The sequence below is a fragment of the Halanaerobium sp. MA284_MarDTE_T2 genome (assembly GCF_003337245.1).
In the GTDB taxonomy this organism is placed as follows: domain Bacteria; phylum Bacillota; class Halanaerobiia; order Halanaerobiales; family Halanaerobiaceae; genus QPJE01.
Genome location: NZ_QPJE01000010.1, coordinates 1 through 25,773 on the forward strand (window position 1 = coordinate 1; position 25,773 = coordinate 25,773).

Here is a 25,773-nt window from a genome sequence, read left to right on the forward strand (position 1 = left end):
GGAATATTTTCTGTTTGTCATTGGTGTTTCCCCCTTGTAATTAGAGTATATCACTTTCAAACTTTTTCTCCAATTCTATTAGGGGGCTATATAGCTATCTCTAAAAATATCAAATGACTGAACTAAAATAGCGGCCATCAAAGTCAGAACTATTAATAAGATTGTAAAGGTAATTAACACTTCAACTAAAGTAAACCCTCTATTATTTTTCATTTTAATCAGCACCCATCATTGTTTCGATTTCGTATGTCCCTTCCCCCTGCTCTTCCTCCCAAAAAATAGTTAATTTAATGTTATATAAATCTAAATCATCAGAAACTTCTGATTCAGAAATTTCTATTTCTGATTTTTCTAAATAATTAAATCTATTATTAGCTATATGATCATCAAAAATATCTGAAAGTTGTTGCTGTATTATAGAAGGCGAAACAGTATCTAAATCATCTTCTATAAAACTCCTTATATCACTTGAATAACTTCCACTAATTAGATCAACTCCATCTGAATTTATAATATTTTTCAGATTTTTAGAGTTAGCTAAATAATCAAGTATACTTGCAGACATTGAAGAAGCCAGATCTATATTTCTGGTAGTTCTTTCACTTCTAAATCCAACAAGAACAGCCCCAGCAAATGTTGTAATTAAGAGAATTATTATTGTAAAAGCTAATATAACTTCTACTAATGTAAATCCTTGATTATTTTTTAAAATCTTCATTTAGGCTTCTCCTCTCATTAAAAAATAAGTGATAAATACATAGCAAATAGTTCTTCTGAATAAAACCAAAGTATTAAAGAAGCCACAGCCAAAAATGGTCCAAAAGGTAATTTAGTTTTCATACCAGTTTTTCCAGAAATAACACCAGGTAGATGAGCAATCAAGGCAATTAAAGCACCTAAAAAAATTGCACTTATAGCAATTACTGGCCCTGTAAAACTACCAACCATTGCCATCATTTTGATATCTCCTCCACCCATACCACCTTTACTTAAAAAAGCTATTAAAAATAGTAAGCCACCAGATGCCAGAACTCCTATTAAAGAATAAATCACAGTTATATCAGATCTAAAAAAGCTAAATAATAATCCTACTACAAGTCCACCTAGAGTTAATTGATTAGGAAGTATTTGATGATCAACATCAATCATTGTCAGTACTATCATTAAAGAAGAAAATACTAAACCTGCAGCTAATATGATTAAATCAGATATATAAATATAATTTATAATAAATATAATTCCGGTTAACAATTCTATAATAGGATATCTGATTGAAATATCTGCTTTACAGTTTTTGCATTTCCCTCTTAAAAAAATATAACTTAAAACTGGAATTAGTTCCAGCATACTTAATTTATGACCACAATTAGGACAGTGAGAGGGTGGATAAATAATTGATTTCCCTGTCGGCAGTCTATAAATAACTACATTTAAAAAACTACCAATTACCAATCCTGTTATAAATAATAAAAATATCATATAAACCTTCCATTCATTTTATATATTTAAATAATTATTCTAAATTTAAATGACTGTTTAAACCTTCTTCTAAATCACCGTTAGATTTAATACCTACATATTCAGTTTCACTTTCACCTGGGAGTTTAACTGAAAAAACAAAACTATCACCATCACTGTTATAATGATATGGTTCATAACTTTCTATTCCTATTTCCTGAACTATACTATCTAATGCATTAAATTCATCTCTAAAATTAGTAATAAAAGTTGAAGTATTGGCAGCAGTAGGATATGTTCCTTCTTTAAATCTATATACTTCTATCTCTGTTAATAAGGTCCTGGTATTAAAAATTACAGCTTCTCGTCGAGCTTCTTCTCTAATCCCCATTAAATTAGGCATGGCTATTGAAGCTAAAACTCCTATTATAACTATTACGATTAATAATTCAATTAAAGTAAAACCACTATTACTAGTTATAACTTTAAACATAAATCAACCTCCAAATAATCTAATTTCCCTTTGCTAAAATCGTTAAAGAAATACCTAAACCTAATATAATCCAGAAAACAGGTGCTACAGATATAACACTGTCATTAAAAAATCCTGCAACTAAATAAGCACTAACTGCTCCCAGCAGTGCAATCCCCAATCTATTCTGCCAGCTGCTTAAATCACTATTATTATACAAAACAAATGACGAAAATATATAATTCCCCCATAAATACAATAAAACTAGTAGTGAAATAATTCCTGTATTAACAGCTATCTGTAAATATAAATTGTGGGGTTTATCCACTATAATTTCAGGATTACTAAAAAATTTAAGTTTTCCGATTACATCATCTTGGGGAAAATACATTGCATAAGTATCAGGGCCATGACCAATAAAGATTGTATCTTTTAGTAATGGTAAAGTGCGTGACCAGATATAGGCTCTGGATGAACCTAATCTCTCATAACCCTCAAAACCAATACTTTCTGCTTCTACTAAAGGATATAAATTATTATGCATTCCTGCCATTAAAATCTGTCCATCCTGATAGTAAAACTGGGCACTCTTAGCACCATAATTCCAGATTAGACAATTTTCCTGTTCATTTATCTGAAAGCTGTGATGAAGATATTGTTTACCCTTAAAAATAATTTCTTTAACTTCATTTTTGGAGTTATAAACATTGATCGGCTGTTTATTCAAAAATTCAATCTGATCTGAAGCCATTATTATCTCAAATTCTGCTTCAGTTGTTTTTAATTTCAATTTACCAGCTTCAGAACTCACTTCTGTTATTGGCGGCAAAATCTCCCCTTCTAGATATTTTTCCTGCTCAGTTTTGGGAAATAGAACATCACTAAAAATTTCATCTAAACTTCTGGCATTCATAATAATAAAAACTAAAGTAAAAGCAGTAAAAATAATAAAAATTCTCAACCAGTGCTTTTTTAAAAACTGCCGCTGCATATATAATATAATTACTGTTCCAGCAATAAAACCCATAAAACCAGCTCTGGAACGAGAACCAATTAAAAAAGCAAATAATAAAGTACTGAATATTCCTAATAGAAATGTTTTTTTCTTATCCTGCGAACTGCTGTATAAACCTAAAACTAAAATAACCAGCATTGAAGCATAACTTCCCACATAATTAGGATTATACATTGTAGAATAAATTACTCTTTTACCGACAAAACTCAAACGATCTACAAAAAAATCCAGTCCATCAGGTGTAATTAATTTTCTACCAAATTCAGTAGCCAGTAAATCATAGTTGTAAAACTGAAGTATGCCGTGAATAGATAAAATAAAAGCTGAAATGAATAAAGCCCTTAAAATCAGCTGAAATGATTTTTTATTGTCAACTATATTAACTGCCACTACCACCAGCAGTAAATATCCCAGTAAAACAAATATATTTTCATAGCGATCCGGAAAACCTTTAATCACTATTTCTTTATATTCTGCCTTAAATGATGATATTACAGCGAAAATACTGTAAACAGCTGCTGGAAGATAATAATTTGTCTTTTTGATTCCGTTTAAATCAACATATTTAAGAAAAGTAATTAAAAGAAAAAATGAGGCAGTTAAGAAAAATATCATCTTATAATATGAATAAAAATCAAGATTAATGAAACTGCCCCAAAATTGTGTTACTTTACCATCTAACATTACTAAATGACATCTTACTATATAAATAATTAAAGATGTAATAAATATAAAAAGAGCAAGATTAATAACTTTAATTGTATTTTTTAAACTCAATATTAATCGCCCTTTCCAATTAAGATTATAAAACTTAAAGAATCATTAATTTTATTATTCACCAGTAGTAATAGTTCCACCGGTTGTGATTTTACCTCCTGAACTTAGTGTATAGGAAAACCCATCCCCACCAGTCACATTTTCTTTTACTACAATTTTGTATCCATCGTATGTGCCATCACCCTCATTACTAACTAAAATACTATCCATATTATTTAACTCATTCCAAGCATTATAATTTGTTAAACTAAAATCATCATTATTTGCCCTATGGGATTCAATTTCAACAGCTAAAGTTCTTAAATTTGCTCTAACAGCCTCTTCATTAGCACTATCTCCCAATCCAGCTATATTCGGCACAGCTATTGCCGCCAGCACACCAATAATAGCAATAACAATTAACAACTCAATTAAAGTAAAACCTTCATTTCCACTAAAAATATCTCTTATTTTTTTCATTTTTTATTCCTCCTCATTTTGTTAAAAAATTAACTAAAATTTCAACTACAAGCTCTTCTTTTAAGTCCTTCACCTCCTTTTTTAGCTTAGAAATTACTGTAAATACTGAACAGCGGTAAAATAATTGAAGCTACAATTCCACCGACAATGACAGCTAAAATAATAATCATTACCGGCTCAATTAAAGAAATACTGCCTTCAATTGCATTTGCAACTTCCATGTCATAATAATCGGATATTTTATTCAACATATCCTCTATATTACCACTTTCTTCACCAACTTTTAGCATCTGGACTACCATTGGTGGAAACTCTCCGCTCTGACGAATTGGTTCCGAAAGTGTTGATCCCTCTCTAACTCTCATTCTGGTTTCTAATAAAATATCAGCAAAAACTTCATTATTTACAACTTCTTCAATAACAGGCAGTGCATTGATTATATTAACTCCACTTTTAATTAAAAGTGCCATAGTGCTGGCAAATCTTGCTATTACAACTTTTCTAATCAAATCTCCTATAACAGGAATTTTCAATAATAACTTATCCTTATTTAATTTACCTTTAGGAGTTTTAATATAAGTGCTCAGTAAAAATAACCCTGCTAATAAGACAATTAAGATTGCCCACCAGTAAGAAGAAATAATATTACTGACAAAAATTAATATTTTTGTTGGCAGAGGAATCTCCCCTCCAAAATTAACCAGCATCTTTAAAATATTTGGCAGAACAAAACCAATCAATATAAATACAGCTATAACAGCAACAATCACTATCACAATTGGATAATAAAGAGCAGATTTAACCTGCTTATTAGTTTTATCACGCTCACGATAATACTCTACTAATTCAGATAATACTTCATCTAAAACACCACCGGTTTCCCCGGCTTTTATTAAATGAATAAATAATTTAGGAAAATATTTAGGATGTTCTTTTAAAGCAGAAGATAATGTCTCTCCGGCTTCAACTCTGGATAAGAGTTTTTCTAACATATTTTTTTCATGTTTAGAATTTGACTGCTTTTTAATTATGGTAATGGATCTAACAATGGGTATCCCAGCTGTGATTAAAACAGAAAGCCTCTGCGCAAAATTTGCAAGCTCCGAAATCTTATAGCCACCACCAAAAATATTGAATTCAGATAAATTTATATCCCTTGTCAGCCTTGATTCTTTTCTTTCTCCACCACTTTCAACTGTTTTAATAGATACAGCATATAAATTTCTTTCTCTTAGCTGATTAGCGGCATCTTCTCTACTTGCTGCTTCTAAATTTCCATTTAAAACCTGTCCTGACTGTCCACGAGCCTTATAACTATAAAGTTGAGCCATTTTGCACCTCCTTTAACTTAGAAGATAAAACTACCGCAGGTTTTCATTAACATATTTAATATCATTACAGTGATGTAAAACTGATTCCCTTGATATTTTTCCCCGCTTATATAATTTTAGAAGAGAATTATCCATTGTAGTCATATTATAGCGACCTCCAGTTTGGATTGCCGAATAAATCTGATTAGTTTTCCCTTCACGAATAATATTTCTGATAGCCGATGTCGCCATCATTATTTCAAAAGCTGCAGCTCGGCCATTCTGATCCTTAGTAGGTATTAACTGCTGAGCAATAACCGCACTTAGTACTGAAGCCAGCTGGATTTTAATCTGACCCTGCTGAGCCGCTGGAAAAACATCTATTATTCGATCTATGGTTGCTGGAGCACTGTTGGTGTGCAGAGTAGCCAGTACTAAATGTCCCGTTTCTGCTGCTTCTAAAGCAATCTGAATTGTCTCTAAATCTCTCATTTCTCCTACTAAAATTACATCAGGATCCTGTCTAAGACAGGCTCTTAATCCTCTTTTAAAATTATTAGTATCACTGCCAATTTCTCGCTGATGAACAAGGCTTTTATTATGTTTATGAAGGTATTCTATTGGATCTTCTAATGTCATAATATGCAGCTGTCGATTATGATTTATTTCATTAATTATTGCTGCCTGGGTTGTAGATTTACCACTTCCAGTTGGACCGGTGCTCAAAACAAGCCCCATTCGCTGATAGGCAAGCTTTTTAAATACATCCGGAAGATTCATGCTGTCAATTGTAGGTACCTCATTGGGAATTATTCTTAAAGCAATTCCTACACTACCTCTTTGATGATAAGCATTAACTCTAAATCTAGATATACCAGGAATTCTATATGAAAAATCAATCTCTCCTTTTTCCTTAAATTCTTTGTACTGTTTATCACTCATCATTTCTTTAGCTAAATTTTCAGTATCTTCAACACTTAATTCTTTATTATACTTATCATAGGGTCTAAGCTTCCCATTTTTCCTAATATAAGGGGGAGAAAATACTGTTAAATGAAGATCAGAAATCTGATCTTCCTGAGATATTATTTTTAATAGCTCTTCAAATTCCAATCACATCACTCTCCAATCTATCGTTAATATATAATTCTTTCAACCTCAGAAACATCTGTTTCTCCTGCTTTAATTTTGGTAATTCCATCTTCTTTTAAAGTTATCATTCCATTGTTTTTTGCATATTCACTTATTTTTTCTTTAGAAATATTATCACTTATCATTTCTTTTACCCTATTATCTACCTCAAAAATTTCCTGAATTGCTAAACGTCCATTATAGCCAGTATTATTACACTTTTCACAACCGACTGCAAAATATGCTTCTTCAATTTCAGGATCTCCCAGGTATTTTAAATCAAGCTTATCCAATTTTCTTTTTTCTTTACAATAGGGACAGAGCCTTCTAACAAGCCTCTGAGCTACTACACCATTTAAAGAAGCAGCTACAAGATATGGTGCTAACCCAATATCAACCAATCTAGTAATTGAACTAACGGCATCGTTTGTATGGAGAGTACTAAAAACGAGATGCCCAGTTAAAGCAGATCGGACAGCTATTTCTGCAGTTTCTTCATCTCGCATTTCTCCAATCATTATTATATCTGGATCCTGTCTTAAAATTGACCTAAGTGTTTTAGCAAAAGTTAATCCTGCCTTTACCTTAGCCTGAACCTGATTAATACCAGAAATTTGATATTCAACTGGATCTTCAATTGTAACGATATTTATTTTAGGGCTATTAAGTTCATTTAAAGCTGCAAAAAGAGTTGTTGACTTTCCACTCCCAGTTGGTCCAGTTAATAATAGAATACCATTCGGTTTTTTAATTAAATTTCCAAATTTAACTCTATTATAATCTGATAAGCCTAAATTATCTAAATCTAGAAGATTCGTATTTCTTGCTAAAAGACGAATAACTACCTTTTCCCCTTTAATTGTTGGTAAAGTAGAAACACGCATATCCAGATTTTCTCCTTTAAAAATCATCTTTATTCGGCCATCCTGAGGTACTCGATGTTCGGTAATATCTAGATTAGCAATAATCTTAATTCTGGAAACTAAAGCTCTATGAGAAGATTTGGGTGCTGTCATTTCCTTTTTCAAAACACCATCAATTCTGAATCGAACTCTAATATTATCTTCTTCAGGCTCAATATGAATATCACTTGCACCTTTTTGATAGGCTTTAGAAATAATATAATTTGCCAATTTTATTATTGGTGCTTCATCAACCATCTCTCTGAGCTCTGCTTCTTCATATATCTCTTCATTCTGGTCGTCAGATACGTCTTCCACATCATTTAAGTTAAAATCTTCGAAAATATTGGAAATGTCTATATCTTCACTACCATACAGCCTATTTATAGCTGAACGAATTTGATTAGGAGCACCATAAAGTGGTTCAATAGTTAAATTGCTTAACATTTCTAAATCATCTATAGCTACCAGATCTGTTGGATCTGCCATTACAACTTTTAATTTGCTTTCCCCTTTTTTTTCAATAGGAACTGCTAAATATCTTCGTGCCATATTTTCGGGAATTAATTCTGATAGAGAAGGATCAAAAAAATATTTATCCAAATCTGCATGTGGAATTCCTCTTTGAAATTCCAAAACTTCTATTAAATCTTCTTCCCGAATATACCCCAATTCAACTAAAACTTCCCCAATTTTTTTGTCAGTGTTCTCCATCTTTTCTAAAGCTAAATCTAACTGTTCTCTATTTATATATTCATGGTCTAATAAAAGTTCTCCTATTTTTTTGCGGTTTCCGAAAGCCAAATTATCACCTCACAATAAAATTTTCGGTCAATTTTTGAAATAATTTGTAAATTATTTTGCTGTTATAACAAAATTCAACAGAATATTAATTTTCCCTGCACTTTTCTAATTTAATTTTAATCTTTTATAAACTATAGTTTATAAAATAAAAAAATTGCCATTAGCATAATCACTTCGGCAATTTCCCACCTGAGATAAACATAACTATCATAGGTTTCCCCTTAGACTTATGTTTTTGCGTCACAGCCTTTCAACTGTTTTGCTTTTATATTTATTTATAACTTCCCCATTTTAGTTTAATTATATTATATTTTACCACAAAAAGAAAGTATTTTTTTTACCTGAATCCGAACACCTTCTGCCTTGCCTTCTGTACCAGGTACAAAACCAGTCTTCTGTACCTGGTACCAAAAGGCCATTTTGTACCTGGTACCCAAATGGAGGTACCTAAAATTTTTTTGCTTCTAAAGCAGGTATTATTCCCTTAATCGCGAATAATTATTATTAATATAGCTTAATTTATTGAGCTATTTTTATTTAAACTATGTTTTAAGATAAAGGAAAAAAATTCTATTGAAATTTTGAAATTAAAATTATTACTGGGGGGAAGTATATGAAGGGAACAGTCGTTTCGACCTGGCTTAAAACTCTTACCAAAACTTATGGAGAGGAAGTAGTCAGCAGAGCAAAAAAGAAAGCGGGATTTAAAGAGGATTTGATTATCACACCAATGACAACAATTGAAGATCAAAAAACAAAGGATTTAATGAAATATATAGGACAGGAGGTAGGTAAAAAGCCTGGTGAAATCTGGCATGATATGGGGAAGAAAAATATTGAAACTTTTTCAAACTGGTTTCCATCATATTTCAGCAATCGTACTTTAAAAAACTTTTTAATGTTGATGGACACCGTACATCTGCAGTTAACAGAAATGATTCCAGGAGCCAATCCTCCTCGCCTGCGGGCAAAAGAATTAAATGGCCATAAAATAGAAATGACATATAAGTCTAAAAGAGGAATGTACGATTATTTTTTAGGGCTTTTAGAGGGCAGTTCTTCATTTTTTAAAACTCCTATTGAAGTTGAAGAAATTGATAGAGGAACCCTGGATGATGGACGAAATTTCTTAACTATACATATTAGCTTTGAAAAATCATTTAGAAATGAAAAAAAATACTTATTCTCTAAAATTCTGGGACTGGGCATATTTAAAAGTATTCCTGCTAAAATGGGGCTTACTGCCTTTGTTTTAAGCCTTGCCTTAACATCTCTACCACAGTTTTCAGCAGGTTGGACAATTAACCTGGGTGCAGCCGCCGGACTGGCTATTATTTTAGCCCTAATCAGCAGACTTTTAATGTCCCCGATTAAAGTAATTGATGATGAGTTAAGTAAAATAGAAGTATTAAATCTTGATGATGAAAATAGACTAAAAACCGCTGATGATTTTGAAAATTTATTTAATAAACTGCGTCAGATAAAAGCCAAATTAAGAGAAGATATTCTTTTCTTAAAAGGTGGAACAGATGATATGCATAACTTTACTAAAGATTTTGTTGAGCTGGCAGAAGATATGGAAGAAGTTTCTGACAGTATTTCAACTGTTGTAGATGAAGTTGCACAAGGAGCTCAGGCTCAGGCCCAGGAAACTGAAGAATCAGCTTATATCGTCAATCAAAATGTTGAAGAAATTGAAAATTTGGTTGAAGCCGGTCAGGAAAGCCGTGAAAACTTAGAAAATGCTGTTAAAAATATTCGTTCTTCCACTCAGGCTGTTGTTGATGTTAATCAGAGAATCAGTGGAGTTCGAGAAGCATTTGCCAATGTTAATCAGTTAGGAAAACAGCTTTCGGAAAAAATAGAGACAATCATGGAAATTGTAGATACAGTTGAAGATATTGCCGGTCAGACTAATTTACTTTCACTCAATGCTTCTATTGAAGCTGCCCGCTCTTCTGATAACGGCCGCGGTTTTACAGTAGTTGCAGAAGAAGTAAGGGAACTTGCCGAAGAATCTCAGCAGGCAGTAGAAACAATCAGAAAAAATCTGGGAGAGTTTACCGAACATGTTGAAACTCTTAGCTCCAGTATCAGTGAGCAGTTTACCAATCTTGAGGCAAGTAATCAAGCTCTAGAGGAAGTTGCTGAATCAAGTAATAGTGCTACTAATGATATTGAATCTGCTACTAATCAGGTTGTCAATATAGTAAGCAGCTTAAATACTGAGACAAAGAAAATTAGAGAAGTCATTGAAAACTTTAATAATCTGGCTGCAATTGCTCAGGAAAATTCAGCTTCCAGTGAAGAAATGAGTGCCAGTGTTAATAATTATTCTGAAAAAATTAAAGAAATGACAGGTTATATTGAACAGATGGAAGACTTAACAGAAAACTTCCGCAAAAACCTTAAAAGTTACAATGTCTAAAAAATTAAAATAGATAGAATGTAACAAAAAATAAATTTGATAAATAAAACAAATTAAACTGCTCTCAAGACTACAGGCTTTATCTAGCCTCTAATCTTTAAGAGCGGTTTTTATTTATTCTTCCAGATTATCTTTTATTACCTGTTCCCAGACATGCATATTATCTAAAAGCCACGCAGAGTACCTATATATTATCAACCTTAATTTTAATAGCCAAAATCAAAGCCAAATGAATCTACAAAACTTATTTTACATCACAGTCAAAATACTTCATACTGGTTTTCTTTAATTCTTCCGTCGAATATAAAATTTGATAATCTTCGATCTTATACTTTTCAACCAGCTGATTAACCTTCTTTTCCAGTTCTTCTTTATTTTTAGCGTGCATCATCGCATAAAAATTATAGGGCCAGTTTTGATAAGTCTGGCGCTGATAACAGTGGCTCACTGCTTCCAGTTCAGAAATTTCCTTTCCCAGCTCATCAATCTCCCGCTTACTAAAATGGCAGACAAACATTCCATTTGCCTGATAACCGGAGTCCCTGTGGTGTAAAATAGCAGAAATTCTTTTCAAAATTTTTCTGTCTTTAAGTTTCTGCAGTCTTGTTAATAGTTCAGCCCGATCAATGTTTAAATCTTCAGCAATTTTCTGATAGGGATTTAAGGTCAGCGGTATATCAGTTTCTAAAGCCTTAATAATCTTTTTATCTAGCTCATCCACGATTTCTCCAAATTTTTTATCAGAAATATTATTCATGATCATCACCGGCTTCCTCTTCCATTTTAAAAAATACATTTAACTTAAAAAATTTCTCTTTTGGCAGCTGATAGAGTTTTTTTACTCCTGGTAAAGCTTTAATTTGTGCCAGAAAATTCTCTCGCTCAAGTTCACTGGTAGTTGAGAGGGTAAACCAGAGATTTAATTGATGATCTCTGCGATAATTGTGAGTTACACCTGAGTGCTGATTGATAATTTCAGCTGCCTGATAAAAGTTTGCTTCCTCCACTTCTAAGGCTATAAGAGTACTTTTATAACCCAATCTTGAAGATCTAAAAACTCCTCCCAGGCGACGAATATAACCTTCTTTTTTAAGCTTTTTAATTCGCTGCAGCAGTTCCTCTGCCTCTATTCCCAATTCTGCTGCTATTTTTTGAAAAGGTGAGGCTTCTAATTTTAAACCGGTCTGCAGACTATCTAAAATTTTGTTGTCAATTTTTTCCATAAAAACAGCTCCTAAATAAAATAAGCTCAGCCTGTGATTTTATAAACTGAGCTCAATAATTATTAATTAAAATATTTAAAATGAATTTATAGATTATGCTTCATTAAAAAAGATATCATTATAATAATCATTTTCTATCTCTCTTGTATGAGTAAAGGCGGGGTTTAGATTTTCTATAAATACTTCCAGCCATTTCGAATAAAGCTGATACATTAACTCCAGCTCAATCCCGGTCTGCTGCCAGAATTCCTGATGCAGACGGCTCTGATGTTGCCAGATTATCTTTCCTTCTTCTTTAACTGCTCCTGATAAGCGATCACAGGGCATTCTTTCTACAAAATGTTCATTTATTATTTCAAAAGCATCATCTAAATTGAACTCATCTACATTATCTCTTATTTTAGCCTTTTCTGCAAGTTCTTCTGCCTGAGCAGCATAAATATCTAAAAGAAAATCTCGATCATCATATTTATCCATTAAAGCTGCTGCTTCTCTTTTTTCTACTATCTGAATCTGATTATATCACAGAACTACAGATCAGTATTTTCTATTGAGCAGAATGGATCTGCTTTCATGTAGTCACCACTGTAATAATAAGCTCTGGCTCTACATCCTCTACAGCTGCTGCCATATTTGCAGCTGCCGCATTTTCCTTCCCAGTCTAAAGTTCTCATCTCATTTAAAATTTTACTATTTTCCCAGATAGATTTAAAACTTTCTTCTTTAACATTTCCTACTTTTAAATCAAGATAGGCACAGGGCTGAACATCTCCTACAGGATTAACAATACAATAACTTACTCCTGCCAGACAGCCGTTTTTAAAGCGGGAGTTAATATTAAGCTGATCAGCTGTGGCAATAAATTGAGGAGCACAGACAGGTTTAACCTCAATCTCTACCTCTTCCGATTTTCTCATAATTCTCTCTACTGCCAGCTGATATTCTTTTTTAGAAATCGCACTCTCTTCTATATAAGCTGCTCTTCCTGTGGGAACCATAAAGAAAATATGAGCTGCTTTGGCTCCAATTTGAGCTGAATAATCTATTACAGATTCTAACTCGCCCAGATTCCAATCCATAACAGTCATGTGAATCTGAAAAGGAATACCTACTTTTTTAAGTTCCCGAAAGGCATTTTCCACCCTGACAAAAAGTCCTTCTGCTCCCCTGAATTGATCATGTTTTTCCGGATTTACACTATCTAAACTTATACCTGCTGCTAGAACACCAGCCTCTTTTAATTTAAGAGCAGCTGCAGCATCAATTAAGCCCCCACCTGTTCCCAGTACAGGTCGAAGTCCAATTTTTGAAGCATAAGCCATTAACTCAAAAATATCATTCCTTAAGAGTGGTTCACCACCAGAAAAAATCATCAGCTGAAAATTAGCTGCTTTAATCTGATCCAGCATTCTTTTTGCTTCAGCGGTATTTAATTCTTTCCCCATATCACTTCCTGCATCACGATAGCAGTGAGGACAGCTTAAATGACATTGATTTGTAGAATTCCAGGATATTATATTCATCTATATATCTCCTCCGATTTCTTTTTTACTTAAATAACAGCCGGGATCGGCTCCCCATAAATCATCAGCTGCAAAAGCCCGGGCTCTCAAATTACCATTACAGATTTCTAAAAACCTGCAGTCTGCACAGCGACCCTTAAGATGTTCTTTTCTGTTTCTCATTTTATTTAGAAATTCATTATTCTGATCCTGCCAGATCTCAGAAAATTTATTTTCTCTAATATTACCCAGTGTTCTAAAACGGCTAAATTGATCTGCAAAAACATCTCCCTTATGATCAATATTGGCAATTGCACTGCCGCTGCGGTTACCTCCACTTTTTAAAAGCTGGCTGTAGATATATTCAGCCCTCTCCGGGTCATTTTCCTTAGTTTTTAAATATAGGTAGGCCCCATCAGCATGATTATCAACTGTTAATATTTCTCTGGGATCTCCCTGATCTATAAAATACTGAGTCCAGTCAATAATTTTATCGATTGTCATCTTTTTGTCCAGGTTATTCAATTCAGCTTCTTTAATATTTTCTCCACGCCCTGAATAAACCAGATGATAAAAACAGATGCGGGGAATATTCTCCTTTTCAATCAGCTGAAAAAGCTCATCAATTTGCTGATAATTATCCTGATTAATGGTGAAACGAAGTCCAACTTTTTGCTCATGTTTCTGGCAGTTGCGAATTCCATCTAAAGCAGCGTTAAAGGCTCCGTTTTTGCCGCGAAATTGATCATTGACAGCTTCTAGACCATCAAGACTGATCCCGACATAGCTGACTCCCAGAGATTTTAATTCCTTAACCATCTTTTCTGTCAGCAGAGTTCCATTGGTAGAAATTACAACCCTTAAATTTCTGCTTTTAGCCTTTTTAATCAATTTAAATAAATCAGGTCTTAAAAGTGGTTCTCCGCCTGATAAAAGTAAAACTGGGACTTTAAAATCGGCCAGCTGATCGATTAAAGAAAAGGCCTCTTTTGTATTTAAAGTTTCATCCTTTTTGACTGCAGTAGAATTTGAATAACAGTGTTTGCAATTTAAATTACACTGTGAATTAATATTCCAGGCAGCAACAGGCCCCAGGCCAGGCCGGGTACCAATTGGGGATTTACTGCAGTCTTTATCATAGCGAAGCTGATCCCCATAAGTATTAAATTCTGTCAGCATTTTAGTTATATTAAACATGTTTCACCTCTAGATTAGTATCTACTAATTATTACTACTTATATATATTAAGCACCACTTTACAAGAAAACTAAATAAAAAATGCGGCTAATCTCCTTCTTTGATATAATATCTTTGATGAAAAATAAATACCCAAGAAAGGAAATCAGCCGCATAAATAGTATATCAAATAACTCACAAACTATCTACCATACTATTAAAAAAATTTTGTAAATATCTTTGACGGGTTTAGAAACATTATAGTTGATTAAAGCAAGCTCTTACTTAAAAATTTATATTTAATCACTTTTCTTTCTATAGCAATGATTTTAATAATGTTTTTTCTTTCTAATTCATACAAAATAGATTCAAGTATTTTTTCGGGATCTGTTACTTTATAGCTTATTCCTGAAAAAAAACCACCTTTTACTTCCAGGCCTTCAATAGCTGATTCTAGCTTTTTTCTTTCTACTTTATTATTATTCTTTAAAATAGCAATAATTTTATTTTTAACTAAATTTTTAAATTTATACTGCAATTTTTGTGAATTTCGCTGAGAGTTTACATATCCCCAGGCATATATAATAGCAGTAGCTATTGCGAATAATAATATTCCAAGTATTATTTTTATCACTTATAATCACCCCATTTGATTATTTGCCTGGATATAATTTTATTAGTCCATTATTTTTTAAAATTCTTATAAAGGTAATCAGTCTACTTTCAACCGGGGAAGATTTTTGAGGATATTCTTTTCTCAATTTTTTAGCAATTTGAGCAATTGTTTTATGACCATCACATTGTTTCCAGACAAAACTACCAAGAGCATCAAGTTCAAGAGTGGTTTGTTTAGGAGTATTAAAAATTTTTTGAAATAATCTATCTATCCACTTAGTTCTTTTTATAATTAAAGTTAGTTCATTATTATAATCTTTTTTCCATTCAATATTTTCTTTTTTTTGGGGAATCATTTCATATAAGTTGCCTTTTGCTTTTTTATTAAATAATTTAGCCATATTATAACCACCTCAGTCAGATATAAACTTTGATAAATATAGAATGAACTGTTAAGAATTAACAGAACATTTTATTATTTACTCATTAATAGAACTAGAATTATTTTTGCTTAAAATTGAATTATATATTAAAGTAATGACAAGACTGGCAAAGAAAATTAAACCCCAGATAGGTCCAAGAGGAGTTTCTCTAAATCCAAAACTGAGTTTAAAATAAGCAAATATAGCCAGGACAACTCCCATTACAGCATCACCTGCAATTAAACCAGAAGCATATAGTACTCCCTTTTCTCGCCTTCGTTCAAATGATTCCTGATTTTTATCTTTTTGTTTATTGAGAATACCTTTAATTAAACCACCTATGATAATTGGTGCTGAAAGGTGAATTGGTAGGTAAAGACCTACTGCAAATGGTAATGATCTTATTCCAAATAATTCAACAATAACTGCTGAAAAAGCTCCAATAAAAATAAATGTCCATGGTAATGTTCCCTTCATAACTCCCTCAACAACCATTGACATCAAAGTTGCCTGTGGTGCAGCAAGATCTTTTGAGCCGATAGTATATGCTTCATGTAAAAGCAGAAGAACAAAGCCAATAACTAAAGCTGAAATTAAAACGCCGAGCATTTCTCCCAGCTGTTGTTTTCGTGGAGTAGCACCAACAAGAAAACCCGTTTTTAAGTCCTGAGAAGTATCACCTGCTACTGCAATAGCAATACATACAATTGCTCCTACACTTAAGGCAGCAATCATACCACTTTCACCACTCCAGCCGAGAGCTTTAAAAAGAGCTGTGGTAAAAAGCAGTGTAGCAATTGTCATACCTGAAGCAGGGTTGGAAGAACTACCTACTATACCAACAATTCTAGATGATACAGTTACAAAAAAGAAACCAAAAATAAGTACAAAAATTGCTCCCCAGATACCTACCGGTATTTGTGGCATTACGGCAATTAATATAATTATAGCTACAGCAATAGATAGGACCCATTTAAGAGGTAAATCCTCACTTGTCCGGTTGCTTTTAATATCTACATTTTTAGTCAGACCAGATAGTGCTGCTTTAAATGAATCCCAGATAGTAGGTAGAGCTTTAATTAGACTAATAATACCACCTAAAGCAACAGCACCTGCACCTATATATCTTATATAATTATCCCAGATACCCCAATAACCCAATTCAGAAATAGGTACATTGGCTGGATAAATTGGAGTACCAGATTTACCGATCAAGGTCATTAGTGGAATGAAAACAAGCCAACCCATAACACCACCGGAAAACATAAGAGCAGAAATTCTGGGACCAATGATAAAACCCACACCAAGAAGAGCAGGTAATATATCCATACCTATAGCTGCACCTTCGATCCCTGGGATACCCCATTCTACTCTTGTTGGCCAGATATTAAATCCTTTTGCCTCACCCAGAATTTTATATAAAGCACCAACACCTAATCCAGTAAAAACTGTTTTAGCACCAACTCCACCCTTTTCACCAGCAACAAGAACTTCTGCACAAGCAGTTCCTTCTGGATAAGGTAGTCTACCATGTTCGCCTACAATTAAATGTTTGCGGAGTGGAATCATGAACAAAACTCCAACCAAACCTCCTAACAGAGCAAGGAGGAACATTTTAAATATACTTGGATCTACCCCCCAGATAATAAGTGCTGGTATAGTAAAAATAACACCAGCTGCTACTGATTCACCCGCTGAACTTATTGTCTGGACCATATTATTTTCAAGTATAGAATCTCTTTTGAGAATACCTCTAATGACACCCATCGAAATAACAGCTGCTGGAACAGAAGCACTGACAGTCATACCTACTTTTAGTCCGAGATAGGCATTTGCTGCACCGAATATTATAGTCATAATTATACCGAGGATAATCGAAGTAATAGTAAATTCCGGCATGACTGTTTCTGCAGCAACATAAGGTTGATATTCTTCACCAGGAATTTCTTCATATGCATTAGGATCTAACCCTTTAATATCATTATCTGACATACTTATCCTCCTTTTGTTATTTAAAAACAAATAATAGTATGTGAATTTTAATTTGCAGTCTTCTTTTTTCTCACCCCCTGTTTTAAACAGGATTCTCGGCTTAATTAACCTTTATATATAAGGGCTTTTACCCCTATTTTCTTTTCAAACTTTCGGGAACAGTACGTCCAATTTTAGAGTATATAAGACGTAAATAAAATAATCATATATTTTCAAAAAACAAAACAAAATGAAAAACTAATATTTTACCATTAAATTCTATTTTACTGTTTTTTTCTTTTAGCCGAGAATCCTCTAGATTCAAGGTTTTCAAAAAATGGAAAAGATAAAATAAATGTAGTTAAACTGCACCTAAATTAATATAATGCATTGTATATTATAATGCATTATATATTCCAAATTTCATTCTTTTAAATATATAATTTTTTATAAAAATATCTTTATTGGATAATCAGGTAATAATAGCTAATATTTATATTAAATTATTAAAAAAAATATATTGATTAAGATTAATCAGATTATTTAATCATGCAAAAATATTCATATATGCAAAAAAATGCATGCAAAAAATTGCATGCATTATGACAGAAGACATGACACCAATCCCATGTTATACGACTGTTGGGCTCTGCTCTTATCTTTATTAATTAAGAACATTAATAATAAGAACATTAATAATATAATTCTTTTAATAGAAAAAAGTACCTGCATAAATGTCATAAACATTATACATGCATATTGCATGCAATGATATTAAGTGATATAATATAAATAGAATAAAAGATTAATTATTAGATGAAAGGGGTTTTTATTATGCCATCTTTACAAGTGAGAGATTTACCAGAACATCTTTATCAAGAAATTGTCCAATTAGCTGAAGCCGACAGAAGGAGTATTACCCAGGAAACAATAGTTTTATTGGAAAAAGCTTTAAATATAGAAAAAGAAAACAAAAAACGTCGTCAACAACTTTTAAAAAAAATACAGGAAGAAACCAGTCAAGAACAGAAAGATGAAGAAATATTAGATCCTGTAAAATTAGTTAGAGAGGATCGTGAAAGATGAGAATTACAATTGATGTAAGTGCAGCTGTTGAAATAGTGATGGGTGGTAAAAGACAACAAGAAATCATAAATATATTAAATGAGGCAGACTGGGTAATTGCTCCTTCTCTTTTTATTTATGAAGCTAGTAATACATTGTGGAAATATCATGAATATCAAGATTATAGCAAAGAAGATATTATGAGAAAAATTGAATATCTTTATAAAATGGTAGATCAGTTTATTGATGCCAAAGACATTTTTGAAGAAGCTTTGCCACTTTCATGCAAGATAAGTCATCCTACTTATGACGCTGTGTATTTAGTTACAAGCAGGCGTAAAAATGCTGCTTTAGTAACTTTAGATAAAAGATTAGTTAGAGCAGCTAAAAGTATTGATGTTCCAGTAGCAGTAATTACTTAGCCCAATGCCGTATAACGTCCCTGGTGTTCCCCACATGCTCGTGCCGAAGGCCTGGCGTGACTTTTGCTTGTTTTTGCAAAAGCATGACAGAGAGCATGTCCCGAAGGGTAGCCGGTTTTTGGCGTAACAGGAATACTCTGTTAGCTGCTGTATTATGCGTTCTTAAACTTATAAACTTTATTTTGAACTCTTTAAAAATTTCTTCGCCGAAACTATTTCAGGTCTCTCAATTTCAACATCAAAAAAATCCTTGTCGCCTGTAACAAAACAATCAATATCTGATAAAATAGCAGATACTAATATCGGTAAGTCTTTTTCGTGTCTAATTTCAGGATAATTGTCTTTATTTATTTTTAATGGTGTATATACTAATTCATAACTTAAGCAAGACAAAAATCTCTCAAGATCTTTAATCTTATTATTAAATTTTCTATTAAAAACCTCATGAAGTTCTTCAATAATTTGAGAACATAGAACAAGATTATGTTTATATAATACATCTTCTACTAATCTAGCTGGTAATGAATTTGGAAATAAAATAGAAGAAATAAATATATTTGTATCAATCATCACTCTCATATTTATCCTCCAATTTCTCTTCTCTTATTTCTTCTACAAATTTGTTTACATCTTCCTCTGAATTAAATCCTTGTTTTTCTGCTTCGCCTTTCATGTTTTGTTGTATTTCTTTTAAAGCAACTAATGAAGCATTTAAAACAAAAATATTCTCGCCTTCCTCAACAAATAATACTTTATCTCCTTCTTTTAAATTCAATTTCTTTCTAATTTCAATTGGTATAGTAATCTGACCTTTTGAAGAGATTCTAGCAAGTTCCATATTTATTTCCCCCTTTTACTTTCTTTACATTCTTTACTTATTATTATAACACATTAAGTAAATTATGTGTATGATTTTAGTGAGAAATTTTGCATATAGCATGTATATTATTTATGTTTCAACCAACACAAAAGGCTATGAATCATAGTTGATATTAAAAACTAATCATAATATTTCAGATAACGTCTCTGGGTTTTGCGATGTACCTGTTTCCGCCAGGAACTGGCGTAAAGCTTGCTTTTTCATATCAGTTATTGGTTGGACTACAAGCTTTATGACAGAAGGCATGGCACCAATCCTATGTTATATGATGCCGTAGCTTTGTCTATTAATTTGTCAATTATTAACTTACTTCATGTAAAAGAAAAAAATTCCTGCATATATTCGCCAAATGTCTTTATATAAACAAAGACTTTAAAATTATTCTTCCTTTTATAACATATATGTGATATAATAAATTTAGAAATTAGAGTGAATAGATTATGTATAAGATTAAGTATTATGCAGAAAATAATAAATCTCCAGTAATTGAATTTATTAAAGAACAGTCAGCTAAAGAAAAAGCTAAAATTCTAAGAGAAATAGAACTTCTAGAAGAATTTGGTCTATTTCTTGGTATGCCACATCTTAAAAAGTTAAAGGGATATGATGATCTCTGGGAATTACGGATAAAGTATAGTTCTAATATATTTAGGGTCTTCTTCTTAAATTATAAGGATGGTATCTTTGTTCTTTTGCATATTTTTAAGAAAAAATCTAATAAAACTCCACAAAGAGAAATAGATATTGCTCTTAATAGATTTAACTCTATAAAGTGAGGTGAAACAAAATGGAATTTATAGATCACAAAGATCTTAAGAATGAACTTTTTGAATCTAAAGAAGTTAAAGAAGAATATGAAAAGCTGAATGTTATGTATGAAATAAAAAAACAAATAATTAGGTATAGAATAGAAAATAATTTAACTCAGAAAGAATTAGCAGATAGAATTGGAACTAAACAGTCTGCTATTTCCAGACTAGAAAATGATGATTATAATCCGAGTGTTGAATTTCTTGATAAAGTTGCTCACGCACTTGGTAAAAAACTTGAAATTAGATTTAATTAACAGTGCTGAAAGTTTTGCAGTACTGTTTTTTTTATGCAACAAGTTTTTAGTTATTTAAGCATTAGCTGCGGTTTCATATAACGTCCCTGGGATTTAAGAAGTTTATGAGGTCTAGGGTGACTTGCCCTTGCAGAATAAATTTGCATGGAGCGCAGCGGAACCTTTAATCCCATGTTATATGACGTACTTTTTATTTTAAGCGTTTCCATTTAGCACTTCTGCCTTTACCAAGAACTTCAATTATATTATCTTTTTTTAGCTGTCTTAATACTCTATCAATAGTTGAATCTGAAACATCAGGACAGGCATTTCTAATATCATCTTTGGAAAAAGTACCGATAATATTTTTTACAGCTTGTTCAACCCTATAGCTTTTATTACCTTTCTTTGATTTTACCATACCTACACGTTCTTCAAATTCTTTATAGGCTGCTAAAAGTGTTCCGAGAAAGTATTCTAACCAAAAAAATAAGTTGTGTTTTCCTTCATGCCAGCCTATGGAAGATTTATTTAATGTTTCATAATAACTCAATTTACTATCCTCTATAATTTTTTCTAAACTTATATATCTACCTACTTTATGATCATATTTATATAATAATAGTAATGTTAATAATCTTGATATTCTTCCGTTTCCATCATTAAAAGGGTGAATACAGAGAAAATCTAAGATAAAACTTCCAATTAGGATTAATGGTTCTATGTTCTCTTCCTGCATTTCGTTATTCAAAAAGTTACAAAGAGAATCCATAGCGGCAGCAGTATTTGATGCAGCAGCCGGTTTAAACCTAACAAATTTTTCACCATTAGGAAGGATTTCACCAATAATATTATCCTGACTTTTCCAACTTCCACCTTTTTCAGATATATATTTATACATATCTCGATGTAACTGTAAAATTATATTTGAAGTTACGGGTATTGCCTCATAAGAGGTATGAATAGTATTTAGAACATCTCTATAACCTGCTATTTCTCCTTCTGATCTTTCTCTAAGATTAGTATCATCTTTCATTATTTCTTTTAGTCTTTTATCAGTAATTACAATTCCTTCAATACTATTTGATGCTTTTGTACTTTTTATAACAGCAACTTCTTGAAGTTTGTCTAAAATTTGTGGGGATTGTTCTATATATAAGTCCTGTTTACCCTTATATTCATTTATTTTTCCAATTAATTTAACAATATTCATTGGTATATCTAACTTTTTTAATCTATCATTTTTAAATGACATCACAATATACTCATCCTTTCTTAAACATATTCATTAAACAACAAATGACTATGTTTATTATAGCATAAATATGTTCATATGTATATAAATATACTCAAATAATACTTAAATGAGTGTGTTTATGGGATTGGTGACTATATTAATAAAAACGTCCCTGGGATTTGCGCTCGTGCCTGATTTCGTTAGAAACTGGCGTAAAGCTTGCGTTTTCATACCCGTAATTGGTTAATCCGCAAGCTTTATGACAGAAGGCATGACGCCAATCCCATGTTATGTGATCGTTGAGTGATTATATTTTTAAAAAAGTCATTATAATAAAATTAAAGCTAAAGAAAATAACTCCTGTAAATTATTAATTTTTTATCAATTTATCATTATATTATGTATTTGTTATCATAATTATGATATAATATTGATATCAAAACAAGAAAGGTGATGATTTTATGCCAACTATTAGACCTGTTTCTGATTTAAGAAATAACTTTAAAGAAATATCTGAAGTATGTCATGAAAATGGTGAACCTGTTTTTTTAACGAAAAATGGTCGTGGAGATATGGTTGTTATGAGTATTGCTCAATTTGAAAAACAGCAGGCACTTTTAGAACTTTATAAAAAATTAGGAGAAGCTGAAAAAGAAAGTGAAAATAATGCTCCTACTACTTCCCATGATGATTTAATGAAACAAATGAGGAAGAAATTAAATGAGTAGTTCACAAAAATATGAAGTTATTTATCTTCCAGCTGCCAAAAAGGATCTTAATGAAATTATTTCATATATACAAATAGAAGCTCATGAGGCAGCATTAAATTTTTTGGACAAGATTGATGAAAATATATCACAGCTAAAAGATTTTCCTTACAAAGGGAAAAAGCCAGACGATGAAAATTTAAATTCTAAAAGATACCAGATACTCGTTATAGGAAGTTATCTTGTTTTTTATGTAGTTTTTGAAAAAGAAAAAATTGTTGAAATCAGAAGAATCATACATGGTAAACGAAAATATAAATTTTTATTATAAAATAATATTTTCAGTTAGCTCAATGTCACATAACGTTTCGAGGGTTCCCGACGTGCTCGTGTCCGTAGGACCTGGCACAAAGTTTGCCTTTATATTTCTTGCTGCTATTATTGCAAGCTTTGTGCCAGAAGGCATGTCCCGAAGGGTAGGCTTGTTCTTTAGCCTAACGGCAATCCCATGTTATGTGACGTATCATGGTTTTTATCTTAATAAATCAAGTAAATTATAGTAATAATATTTTCTATTTCTCATTTTATTATCTGAAAATATTACCTTCTCTTCCTCAAGAGTATTAAGATATCTTCTACAAGTTGTATCAGGTATCCCTGTTAAAGAACTAATTGTTTTCACATTAAATATAGGCTTTTGAAACATCGCTTTAATTAGATCTACTACATTAGTACTATTTATTAAATTCATTGCATTTTCTAAATCTCTTTCATATAGATTATCAATTTCTTCAATTAGATCAATATTTTTGAGTACTTGTTTGTTTACACTTTGCAGGAAGAATTTAATCCATTCATTCCAACCATTACCCTCTTTTCTTGTTCCATTCAGCAATCTATAGTATTTGTGCTTATCTTTTTCTAATACTTCACTGATAAATAAATTGGGAGAATTTATGAGATTTACATCATATAAATACAGCGGGATTAATATACGACCAATTCTACCATTACCATCTAAAAATGGATGAATGGTTTCAAATTGAGCATGTATTATTGCTATCCTGACTAAAGATTGTAAATTATCATTGGGATTATTAATATAATTTTCTAGGTTAGACATATAGGAATCGACTAATTGTGGCTGAGGTGGCACAAAAGTAGCTGTTTTTAAAGTACATCCTTCTGGGCCTATGAAATTTTGAATAGAACGATATTCTCCAGGAGCTCTATTTTGACCTCTAACACCATTACTCATTAAAATTTCATGTAATTTTTTGAATAGACGTGTTGATATAGGATATTTTTCTAAAGCATTCTCACCATAGTTTAATGCATCATAATAATTCAAAACTTCCTGAGCATTATTGTTTTTTTCATTTTTATCAATATCAAATTCTAAAACTTCATCAAAAGTTACTTGTGTACCTTCGATTTTGCTGGACTGTACAGCTTCCTGTAAACTAAAGGGAGTAATAAGAAAATACTCATTAACTTTAGATTTTTTTAACATAACCTGATATTTACCTACATTTGTGCTTGCATTAATTAGTTCATTATAAAATTCCATAGGATTTATTTGTTCTTCTATTGGTAATTCAAATGGTTTAAAAGGTTTCATTTAGATCATCCTCTCTTTTATTTTCATTTTATACATTTTATTATAATATAATTCGCTTTATATTGCAATTATTTTCAAATATATATTTTATGAAAATAAAAAAGAGTTTATTTGATTTATGATATGTCACATAACGTCCCTGGGATTTGCGCTCGTGCCTGTTTCCGCAGGAACTGGCGTAAAGTTTGCGTTTTCATATCCGTTATTGGTTAACCTGCAAGCTTTATGACAGAAGGCATGGCGCCAATCCCATGTTATATGAAGTCCCGGTTATAAAGTTGACCTCTATTACGTGTTATGATATAATTAATTACGTAAAGAGGTGATTTTAATGAAAAAGAAATTAACTTTAAGTATTAATGATGATCTTATTGAATTTGCTCATGATTTTTCAAAAGAAACTCATCAATCCATCTCACATATTGTTGAAGAATATCTTATTGAACTAAAAAAGAACAAGGAACAAGATTTTGAAGAACAAAAACTGCAAAAAAGAATAGAAAAACTTTATGGTACTTTTGAAAATAAACCTATTCCTGATAAAAAAGATTTAAGGAGAGTTTTTCATGAAAAAAATTACAATTGATATAAATGTTCTCCTTGATTTTCTAAACAAACGTAATAAGCATAAACAAGCTGCTCAAATAATTGAATTGTGTAATGCAAATAAGATTCAGGGATATTTATGTGCTCATGAAATTACAACTTTGGCTTATTTTTTAATGAAAAATTATAGTGATTCACAGAAAGTGAAATTTGTATTAAATGAGTTCTTAGACATGTTTAAATTAATTCCTATAACTGAAACTATACTAAGAAAATCTTTAAATTCAGAAATTAACGATTTTGAAGATGCTGTTATAGATGTTAGTTCTTATGAAAATGAAATCGATTATATAATAACCAGAAATCTCGATGATTTTAAAAAAGGTAATGTAAAATCTTTAAGTCCAACGGAATTTCTAGCTATTTTTTCAAAAAACAACTAGGGATTTCATGTAACGTTACTGTGATTTGCGTTCGTGCTTGGTTCCGCAGGCACTGGCGTAAAGCTTGCTTCAATATTTCTTGCTGCTATTATTGCAAGCTTTATGACAGAAGGAATGGCGCTAATCCCATGTTATCTGATCG

At 31.7% G+C, this 25,773-nt stretch carries 30 protein-coding genes and 1 riboswitch; of the genes, 9 read left to right on the forward strand and 21 right to left on the reverse strand.

What is annotated here, in order from left to right:
• Positions 1-78: 78 nt before the first annotated feature.
• The 9 genes from DFR78_RS12390 to DFR78_RS06155 all read right to left on the reverse strand — a co-directional run bounded on the left by DFR78_RS12390 (position 79) and on the right by DFR78_RS06155 (position 8,328).
• On the reverse strand, positions 79-213 hold the full coding sequence (locus DFR78_RS12390; protein WP_147267755.1) for a prepilin-type N-terminal cleavage/methylation domain-containing protein: 135 nt from the start codon (positions 211-213) through the stop codon (positions 79-81).
• A 1-nt stretch (position 214) separates the two neighbouring features.
• Positions 215-718: a type II secretion system protein gene (locus tag DFR78_RS06120; RefSeq protein ID WP_089716656.1), complete on the reverse strand. Its 504-nt coding sequence runs from the start codon at positions 716-718 to the stop codon at positions 215-217.
• A 17-nt stretch (positions 719-735) separates the two neighbouring features.
• A complete protein-coding gene (locus tag DFR78_RS06125; protein ID WP_114457961.1) occupies positions 736-1,479 on the reverse strand; it encodes an A24 family peptidase in 744 nt (247 codons plus the stop codon).
• A 34-nt stretch (positions 1,480-1,513) separates the two neighbouring features.
• Entirely contained in the window at positions 1,514-1,951 is a 438-nt protein-coding gene (locus tag DFR78_RS06130) for a prepilin-type N-terminal cleavage/methylation domain-containing protein (RefSeq protein ID WP_089716654.1), read from the reverse strand.
• Positions 1,952-1,970: 19 nt separating this feature from the next.
• The gene (locus DFR78_RS06135; protein WP_114457962.1) at positions 1,971-3,722 is read right to left on the reverse strand and encodes an O-antigen ligase; all 1,752 of its coding nucleotides are present in this window, start codon (positions 3,720-3,722) and stop codon (positions 1,971-1,973) included.
• A gap of 54 nt (positions 3,723-3,776) precedes the next feature.
• The gene (locus DFR78_RS12340) at positions 3,777-4,181 is read right to left on the reverse strand and encodes a type II secretion system protein (protein ID WP_305037529.1); all 405 of its coding nucleotides are present in this window, start codon (positions 4,179-4,181) and stop codon (positions 3,777-3,779) included.
• Positions 4,182-4,267: 86 nt separating this feature from the next.
• Positions 4,268-5,512 carry a type II secretion system F family protein gene (locus DFR78_RS06145; protein WP_114457963.1) on the reverse strand — a complete coding sequence of 415 codons (1,245 nt, stop codon included), beginning with the start codon at positions 5,510-5,512 and terminating at the stop codon, positions 4,268-4,270.
• Positions 5,513-5,542: 30 nt separating this feature from the next.
• Positions 5,543-6,604, reverse strand: a complete 1,062-nt coding sequence (locus DFR78_RS06150; protein WP_114457964.1) for a type IV pilus twitching motility protein PilT — start codon at positions 6,602-6,604, stop codon at positions 5,543-5,545.
• Between the two features lie 23 nt (positions 6,605-6,627).
• Positions 6,628-8,328 (reverse strand): GspE/PulE family protein, encoded by a 1,701-nt coding sequence (locus tag DFR78_RS06155; protein WP_114457965.1) that lies wholly within the window; start codon positions 8,326-8,328, stop codon positions 6,628-6,630.
• 190 nt (positions 8,329-8,518) lie between these two features.
• Positions 8,519-8,602, reverse strand: a riboswitch (cyclic di-GMP riboswitch).
• A gap of 339 nt (positions 8,603-8,941) precedes the next feature.
• Between DFR78_RS06155 and DFR78_RS06160 the strand changes: the two genes are divergently transcribed.
• Positions 8,942-10,756, forward strand: a complete 1,815-nt coding sequence (locus tag DFR78_RS06160; protein WP_114457966.1) for a heme NO-binding domain-containing protein — start codon at positions 8,942-8,944, stop codon at positions 10,754-10,756.
• A 244-nt stretch (positions 10,757-11,000) separates the two neighbouring features.
• Here DFR78_RS06160 and DFR78_RS06165 read toward each other — a convergent pair whose 3' ends face one another.
• The 8 genes from DFR78_RS06165 to DFR78_RS06200 all read right to left on the reverse strand — a co-directional run bounded on the left by DFR78_RS06165 (position 11,001) and on the right by DFR78_RS06200 (position 17,686).
• Positions 11,001-11,519 (reverse strand): AsnC family transcriptional regulator, encoded by a 519-nt coding sequence (locus DFR78_RS06165; protein WP_233487000.1) that lies wholly within the window; start codon positions 11,517-11,519, stop codon positions 11,001-11,003.
• Positions 11,506-11,979: an Lrp/AsnC family transcriptional regulator gene (locus DFR78_RS06170; RefSeq protein WP_114457968.1), complete on the reverse strand. Its 474-nt coding sequence runs from the start codon at positions 11,977-11,979 to the stop codon at positions 11,506-11,508. Before DFR78_RS06170 ends, DFR78_RS06165 begins: the two co-directional genes overlap by 14 nt.
• Positions 11,980-12,072: 93 nt before the next feature.
• Positions 12,073-12,456 carry a hypothetical protein gene (locus DFR78_RS06175; RefSeq protein ID WP_199505567.1) on the reverse strand — a complete coding sequence of 128 codons (384 nt, stop codon included), beginning with the start codon at positions 12,454-12,456 and terminating at the stop codon, positions 12,073-12,075.
• Between the two features lie 53 nt (positions 12,457-12,509).
• Positions 12,510-13,502, reverse strand: coding sequence for a radical SAM protein (locus tag DFR78_RS06180; protein ID WP_114457969.1), 993 nt, complete (start codon positions 13,500-13,502; stop codon positions 12,510-12,512).
• The gene (locus DFR78_RS06185) at positions 13,503-14,678 is read right to left on the reverse strand and encodes a radical SAM protein (protein WP_114457970.1); all 1,176 of its coding nucleotides are present in this window, start codon (positions 14,676-14,678) and stop codon (positions 13,503-13,505) included.
• 247 nt (positions 14,679-14,925) lie between these two features.
• Positions 14,926-15,291 carry a hypothetical protein gene (locus tag DFR78_RS06190; RefSeq protein WP_114457971.1) on the reverse strand — a complete coding sequence of 122 codons (366 nt, stop codon included), beginning with the start codon at positions 15,289-15,291 and terminating at the stop codon, positions 14,926-14,928.
• 19 nt (positions 15,292-15,310) lie between these two features.
• Positions 15,311-15,673 carry a PqqD family protein gene (locus DFR78_RS06195; protein WP_114457972.1) on the reverse strand — a complete coding sequence of 121 codons (363 nt, stop codon included), beginning with the start codon at positions 15,671-15,673 and terminating at the stop codon, positions 15,311-15,313.
• 78 nt (positions 15,674-15,751) lie between these two features.
• On the reverse strand, positions 15,752-17,686 hold the full coding sequence (locus DFR78_RS06200) for an OPT family oligopeptide transporter (protein ID WP_114457973.1): 1,935 nt from the start codon (positions 17,684-17,686) through the stop codon (positions 15,752-15,754).
• A gap of 813 nt (positions 17,687-18,499) precedes the next feature.
• Between DFR78_RS06200 and DFR78_RS06205 the strand changes: the two genes are divergently transcribed.
• Complete coding sequence (locus tag DFR78_RS06205; protein WP_114457974.1) at positions 18,500-18,751, forward strand: hypothetical protein; 252 nt, start codon at positions 18,500-18,502, stop codon at positions 18,749-18,751.
• Positions 18,748-19,152, forward strand: coding sequence for a type II toxin-antitoxin system VapC family toxin (locus tag DFR78_RS06210; RefSeq protein WP_114457975.1), 405 nt, complete (start codon positions 18,748-18,750; stop codon positions 19,150-19,152). The genes DFR78_RS06205 and DFR78_RS06210 overlap by 4 nt, the downstream gene beginning before the upstream one ends.
• A gap of 177 nt (positions 19,153-19,329) precedes the next feature.
• Here the strand turns inward: DFR78_RS06210 and DFR78_RS06215 are convergent, their stop codons facing one another.
• Both DFR78_RS06215 and DFR78_RS06220 read right to left on the reverse strand, forming a co-directional pair.
• The gene (locus tag DFR78_RS06215; protein WP_233487005.1) at positions 19,330-19,722 is read right to left on the reverse strand and encodes a putative toxin-antitoxin system toxin component, PIN family; all 393 of its coding nucleotides are present in this window, start codon (positions 19,720-19,722) and stop codon (positions 19,330-19,332) included.
• Positions 19,715-19,990, reverse strand: coding sequence for an AbrB/MazE/SpoVT family DNA-binding domain-containing protein (locus DFR78_RS06220; protein WP_114457977.1), 276 nt, complete (start codon positions 19,988-19,990; stop codon positions 19,715-19,717). Before DFR78_RS06220 ends, DFR78_RS06215 begins: the two co-directional genes overlap by 8 nt.
• Before the next feature lie 482 nt (positions 19,991-20,472).
• On the opposite strand from DFR78_RS06220, the gene DFR78_RS06225 reads away from it, so the two are divergent.
• Both DFR78_RS06225 and DFR78_RS06230 read left to right on the forward strand, forming a co-directional pair.
• Positions 20,473-20,808, forward strand: coding sequence for a type II toxin-antitoxin system RelE/ParE family toxin (locus DFR78_RS06225; RefSeq protein ID WP_114457978.1), 336 nt, complete (start codon positions 20,473-20,475; stop codon positions 20,806-20,808).
• 11 nt (positions 20,809-20,819) lie between these two features.
• Positions 20,820-21,098, forward strand: coding sequence for a helix-turn-helix transcriptional regulator (locus DFR78_RS06230; protein ID WP_114457979.1), 279 nt, complete (start codon positions 20,820-20,822; stop codon positions 21,096-21,098).
• Between the two features lie 190 nt (positions 21,099-21,288).
• Here DFR78_RS06230 and DFR78_RS06235 read toward each other — a convergent pair whose 3' ends face one another.
• Positions 21,289-22,335, reverse strand: coding sequence for a Fic family protein (locus DFR78_RS06235; RefSeq protein ID WP_114457980.1), 1,047 nt, complete (start codon positions 22,333-22,335; stop codon positions 21,289-21,291).
• A gap of 440 nt (positions 22,336-22,775) precedes the next feature.
• Between DFR78_RS06235 and DFR78_RS06240 the strand changes: the two genes are divergently transcribed.
• Together DFR78_RS06240 and DFR78_RS06245 are read left to right on the forward strand one after the other, a co-directional pair.
• Positions 22,776-23,042, forward strand: a complete 267-nt coding sequence (locus DFR78_RS06240; RefSeq protein ID WP_114457981.1) for a type II toxin-antitoxin system Phd/YefM family antitoxin — start codon at positions 22,776-22,778, stop codon at positions 23,040-23,042.
• Positions 23,035-23,352 carry a type II toxin-antitoxin system RelE/ParE family toxin gene (locus tag DFR78_RS06245; protein WP_114457982.1) on the forward strand — a complete coding sequence of 106 codons (318 nt, stop codon included), beginning with the start codon at positions 23,035-23,037 and terminating at the stop codon, positions 23,350-23,352. Before DFR78_RS06240 ends, DFR78_RS06245 begins: the two co-directional genes overlap by 8 nt.
• 201 nt (positions 23,353-23,553) lie before the next feature.
• On the opposite strand, the gene DFR78_RS06255 is transcribed toward DFR78_RS06245, so the two are convergent.
• Positions 23,554-24,642, reverse strand: a complete 1,089-nt coding sequence (locus DFR78_RS06255; RefSeq protein ID WP_114457984.1) for a Fic family protein — start codon at positions 24,640-24,642, stop codon at positions 23,554-23,556.
• Positions 24,643-24,973: 331 nt separating this feature from the next.
• On the opposite strand from DFR78_RS06255, the gene DFR78_RS06260 reads away from it, so the two are divergent.
• Positions 24,974-25,228 carry a DUF6364 family protein gene (locus tag DFR78_RS06260; protein WP_114457985.1) on the forward strand — a complete coding sequence of 85 codons (255 nt, stop codon included), beginning with the start codon at positions 24,974-24,976 and terminating at the stop codon, positions 25,226-25,228.
• Positions 25,209-25,631 carry a PIN domain-containing protein gene (locus tag DFR78_RS06265; RefSeq protein WP_114457986.1) on the forward strand — a complete coding sequence of 141 codons (423 nt, stop codon included), beginning with the start codon at positions 25,209-25,211 and terminating at the stop codon, positions 25,629-25,631. The genes DFR78_RS06260 and DFR78_RS06265 overlap by 20 nt, the downstream gene beginning before the upstream one ends.
• Positions 25,632-25,773: the final 142 nt, after the last annotated feature.

What these genes read in the sequence shown, in the direction of transcription:
- DFR78_RS12390 (WP_147267755.1), bottom strand. Translation starts at nt 213, where the DNA reads ATGAAAAATAATAGAGGGTTTACTTTAGTTGAAGTGTTAATTACCTTT.
- DFR78_RS06120 (WP_089716656.1), bottom strand. Translation starts at nt 718, where the DNA reads ATGAAGATTTTAAAAAATAATCAAGGATTTACATTAGTAGAAGTTATA.
- DFR78_RS06125 (WP_114457961.1), bottom strand. Translation starts at nt 1,479, where the DNA reads ATGATATTTTTATTATTTATAACAGGATTGGTAATTGGTAGTTTTTTA.
- DFR78_RS06130 (WP_089716654.1), bottom strand. Translation starts at nt 1,951, where the DNA reads ATGTTTAAAGTTATAACTAGTAATAGTGGTTTTACTTTAATTGAATTA.
- DFR78_RS12340 (WP_305037529.1), bottom strand. Translation starts at nt 4,181, where the DNA reads ATGAAAAAAATAAGAGATATTTTTAGTGGAAATGAAGGTTTTACTTTA.
- DFR78_RS06145 (WP_114457963.1), bottom strand. Translation starts at nt 5,512, where the DNA reads ATGGCTCAACTTTATAGTTATAAGGCTCGTGGACAGTCAGGACAGGTT.
- DFR78_RS06160 (WP_114457966.1), top strand. Translation starts at nt 8,942, where the DNA reads ATGAAGGGAACAGTCGTTTCGACCTGGCTTAAAACTCTTACCAAAACT.
- DFR78_RS06165 (WP_233487000.1), bottom strand. Translation starts at nt 11,519, where the DNA reads ATGATCATGAATAATATTTCTGATAAAAAATTTGGAGAAATCGTGGAT.
- DFR78_RS06170 (WP_114457968.1), bottom strand. Translation starts at nt 11,979, where the DNA reads ATGGAAAAAATTGACAACAAAATTTTAGATAGTCTGCAGACCGGTTTA.
- DFR78_RS06175 (WP_199505567.1), bottom strand. Translation starts at nt 12,456, where the DNA reads ATGGATAAATATGATGATCGAGATTTTCTTTTAGATATTTATGCTGCT.
- DFR78_RS06180 (WP_114457969.1), bottom strand. Translation starts at nt 13,502, where the DNA reads ATGAATATAATATCCTGGAATTCTACAAATCAATGTCATTTAAGCTGT.
- DFR78_RS06185 (WP_114457970.1), bottom strand. Translation starts at nt 14,678, where the DNA reads ATGTTTAATATAACTAAAATGCTGACAGAATTTAATACTTATGGGGAT.
- DFR78_RS06195 (WP_114457972.1), bottom strand. Translation starts at nt 15,673, where the DNA reads ATGGCTAAATTATTTAATAAAAAAGCAAAAGGCAACTTATATGAAATG.
- DFR78_RS06200 (WP_114457973.1), bottom strand. Translation starts at nt 17,686, where the DNA reads ATGTCAGATAATGATATTAAAGGGTTAGATCCTAATGCATATGAAGAA.
- DFR78_RS06205 (WP_114457974.1), top strand. Translation starts at nt 18,500, where the DNA reads ATGCCATCTTTACAAGTGAGAGATTTACCAGAACATCTTTATCAAGAA.
- DFR78_RS06210 (WP_114457975.1), top strand. Translation starts at nt 18,748, where the DNA reads ATGAGAATTACAATTGATGTAAGTGCAGCTGTTGAAATAGTGATGGGT.
- DFR78_RS06215 (WP_233487005.1), bottom strand. Translation starts at nt 19,722, where the DNA reads ATGATTGATACAAATATATTTATTTCTTCTATTTTATTTCCAAATTCA.
- DFR78_RS06220 (WP_114457977.1), bottom strand. Translation starts at nt 19,990, where the DNA reads ATGGAACTTGCTAGAATCTCTTCAAAAGGTCAGATTACTATACCAATT.
- DFR78_RS06225 (WP_114457978.1), top strand. Translation starts at nt 20,473, where the DNA reads ATGTATAAGATTAAGTATTATGCAGAAAATAATAAATCTCCAGTAATT.
- DFR78_RS06230 (WP_114457979.1), top strand. Translation starts at nt 20,820, where the DNA reads ATGGAATTTATAGATCACAAAGATCTTAAGAATGAACTTTTTGAATCT.
- DFR78_RS06240 (WP_114457981.1), top strand. Translation starts at nt 22,776, where the DNA reads ATGCCAACTATTAGACCTGTTTCTGATTTAAGAAATAACTTTAAAGAA.
- DFR78_RS06245 (WP_114457982.1), top strand. Translation starts at nt 23,035, where the DNA reads ATGAGTAGTTCACAAAAATATGAAGTTATTTATCTTCCAGCTGCCAAA.
- DFR78_RS06255 (WP_114457984.1), bottom strand. Translation starts at nt 24,642, where the DNA reads ATGAAACCTTTTAAACCATTTGAATTACCAATAGAAGAACAAATAAAT.
- DFR78_RS06260 (WP_114457985.1), top strand. Translation starts at nt 24,974, where the DNA reads ATGAAAAAGAAATTAACTTTAAGTATTAATGATGATCTTATTGAATTT.
- DFR78_RS06265 (WP_114457986.1), top strand. Translation starts at nt 25,209, where the DNA reads ATGAAAAAAATTACAATTGATATAAATGTTCTCCTTGATTTTCTAAAC.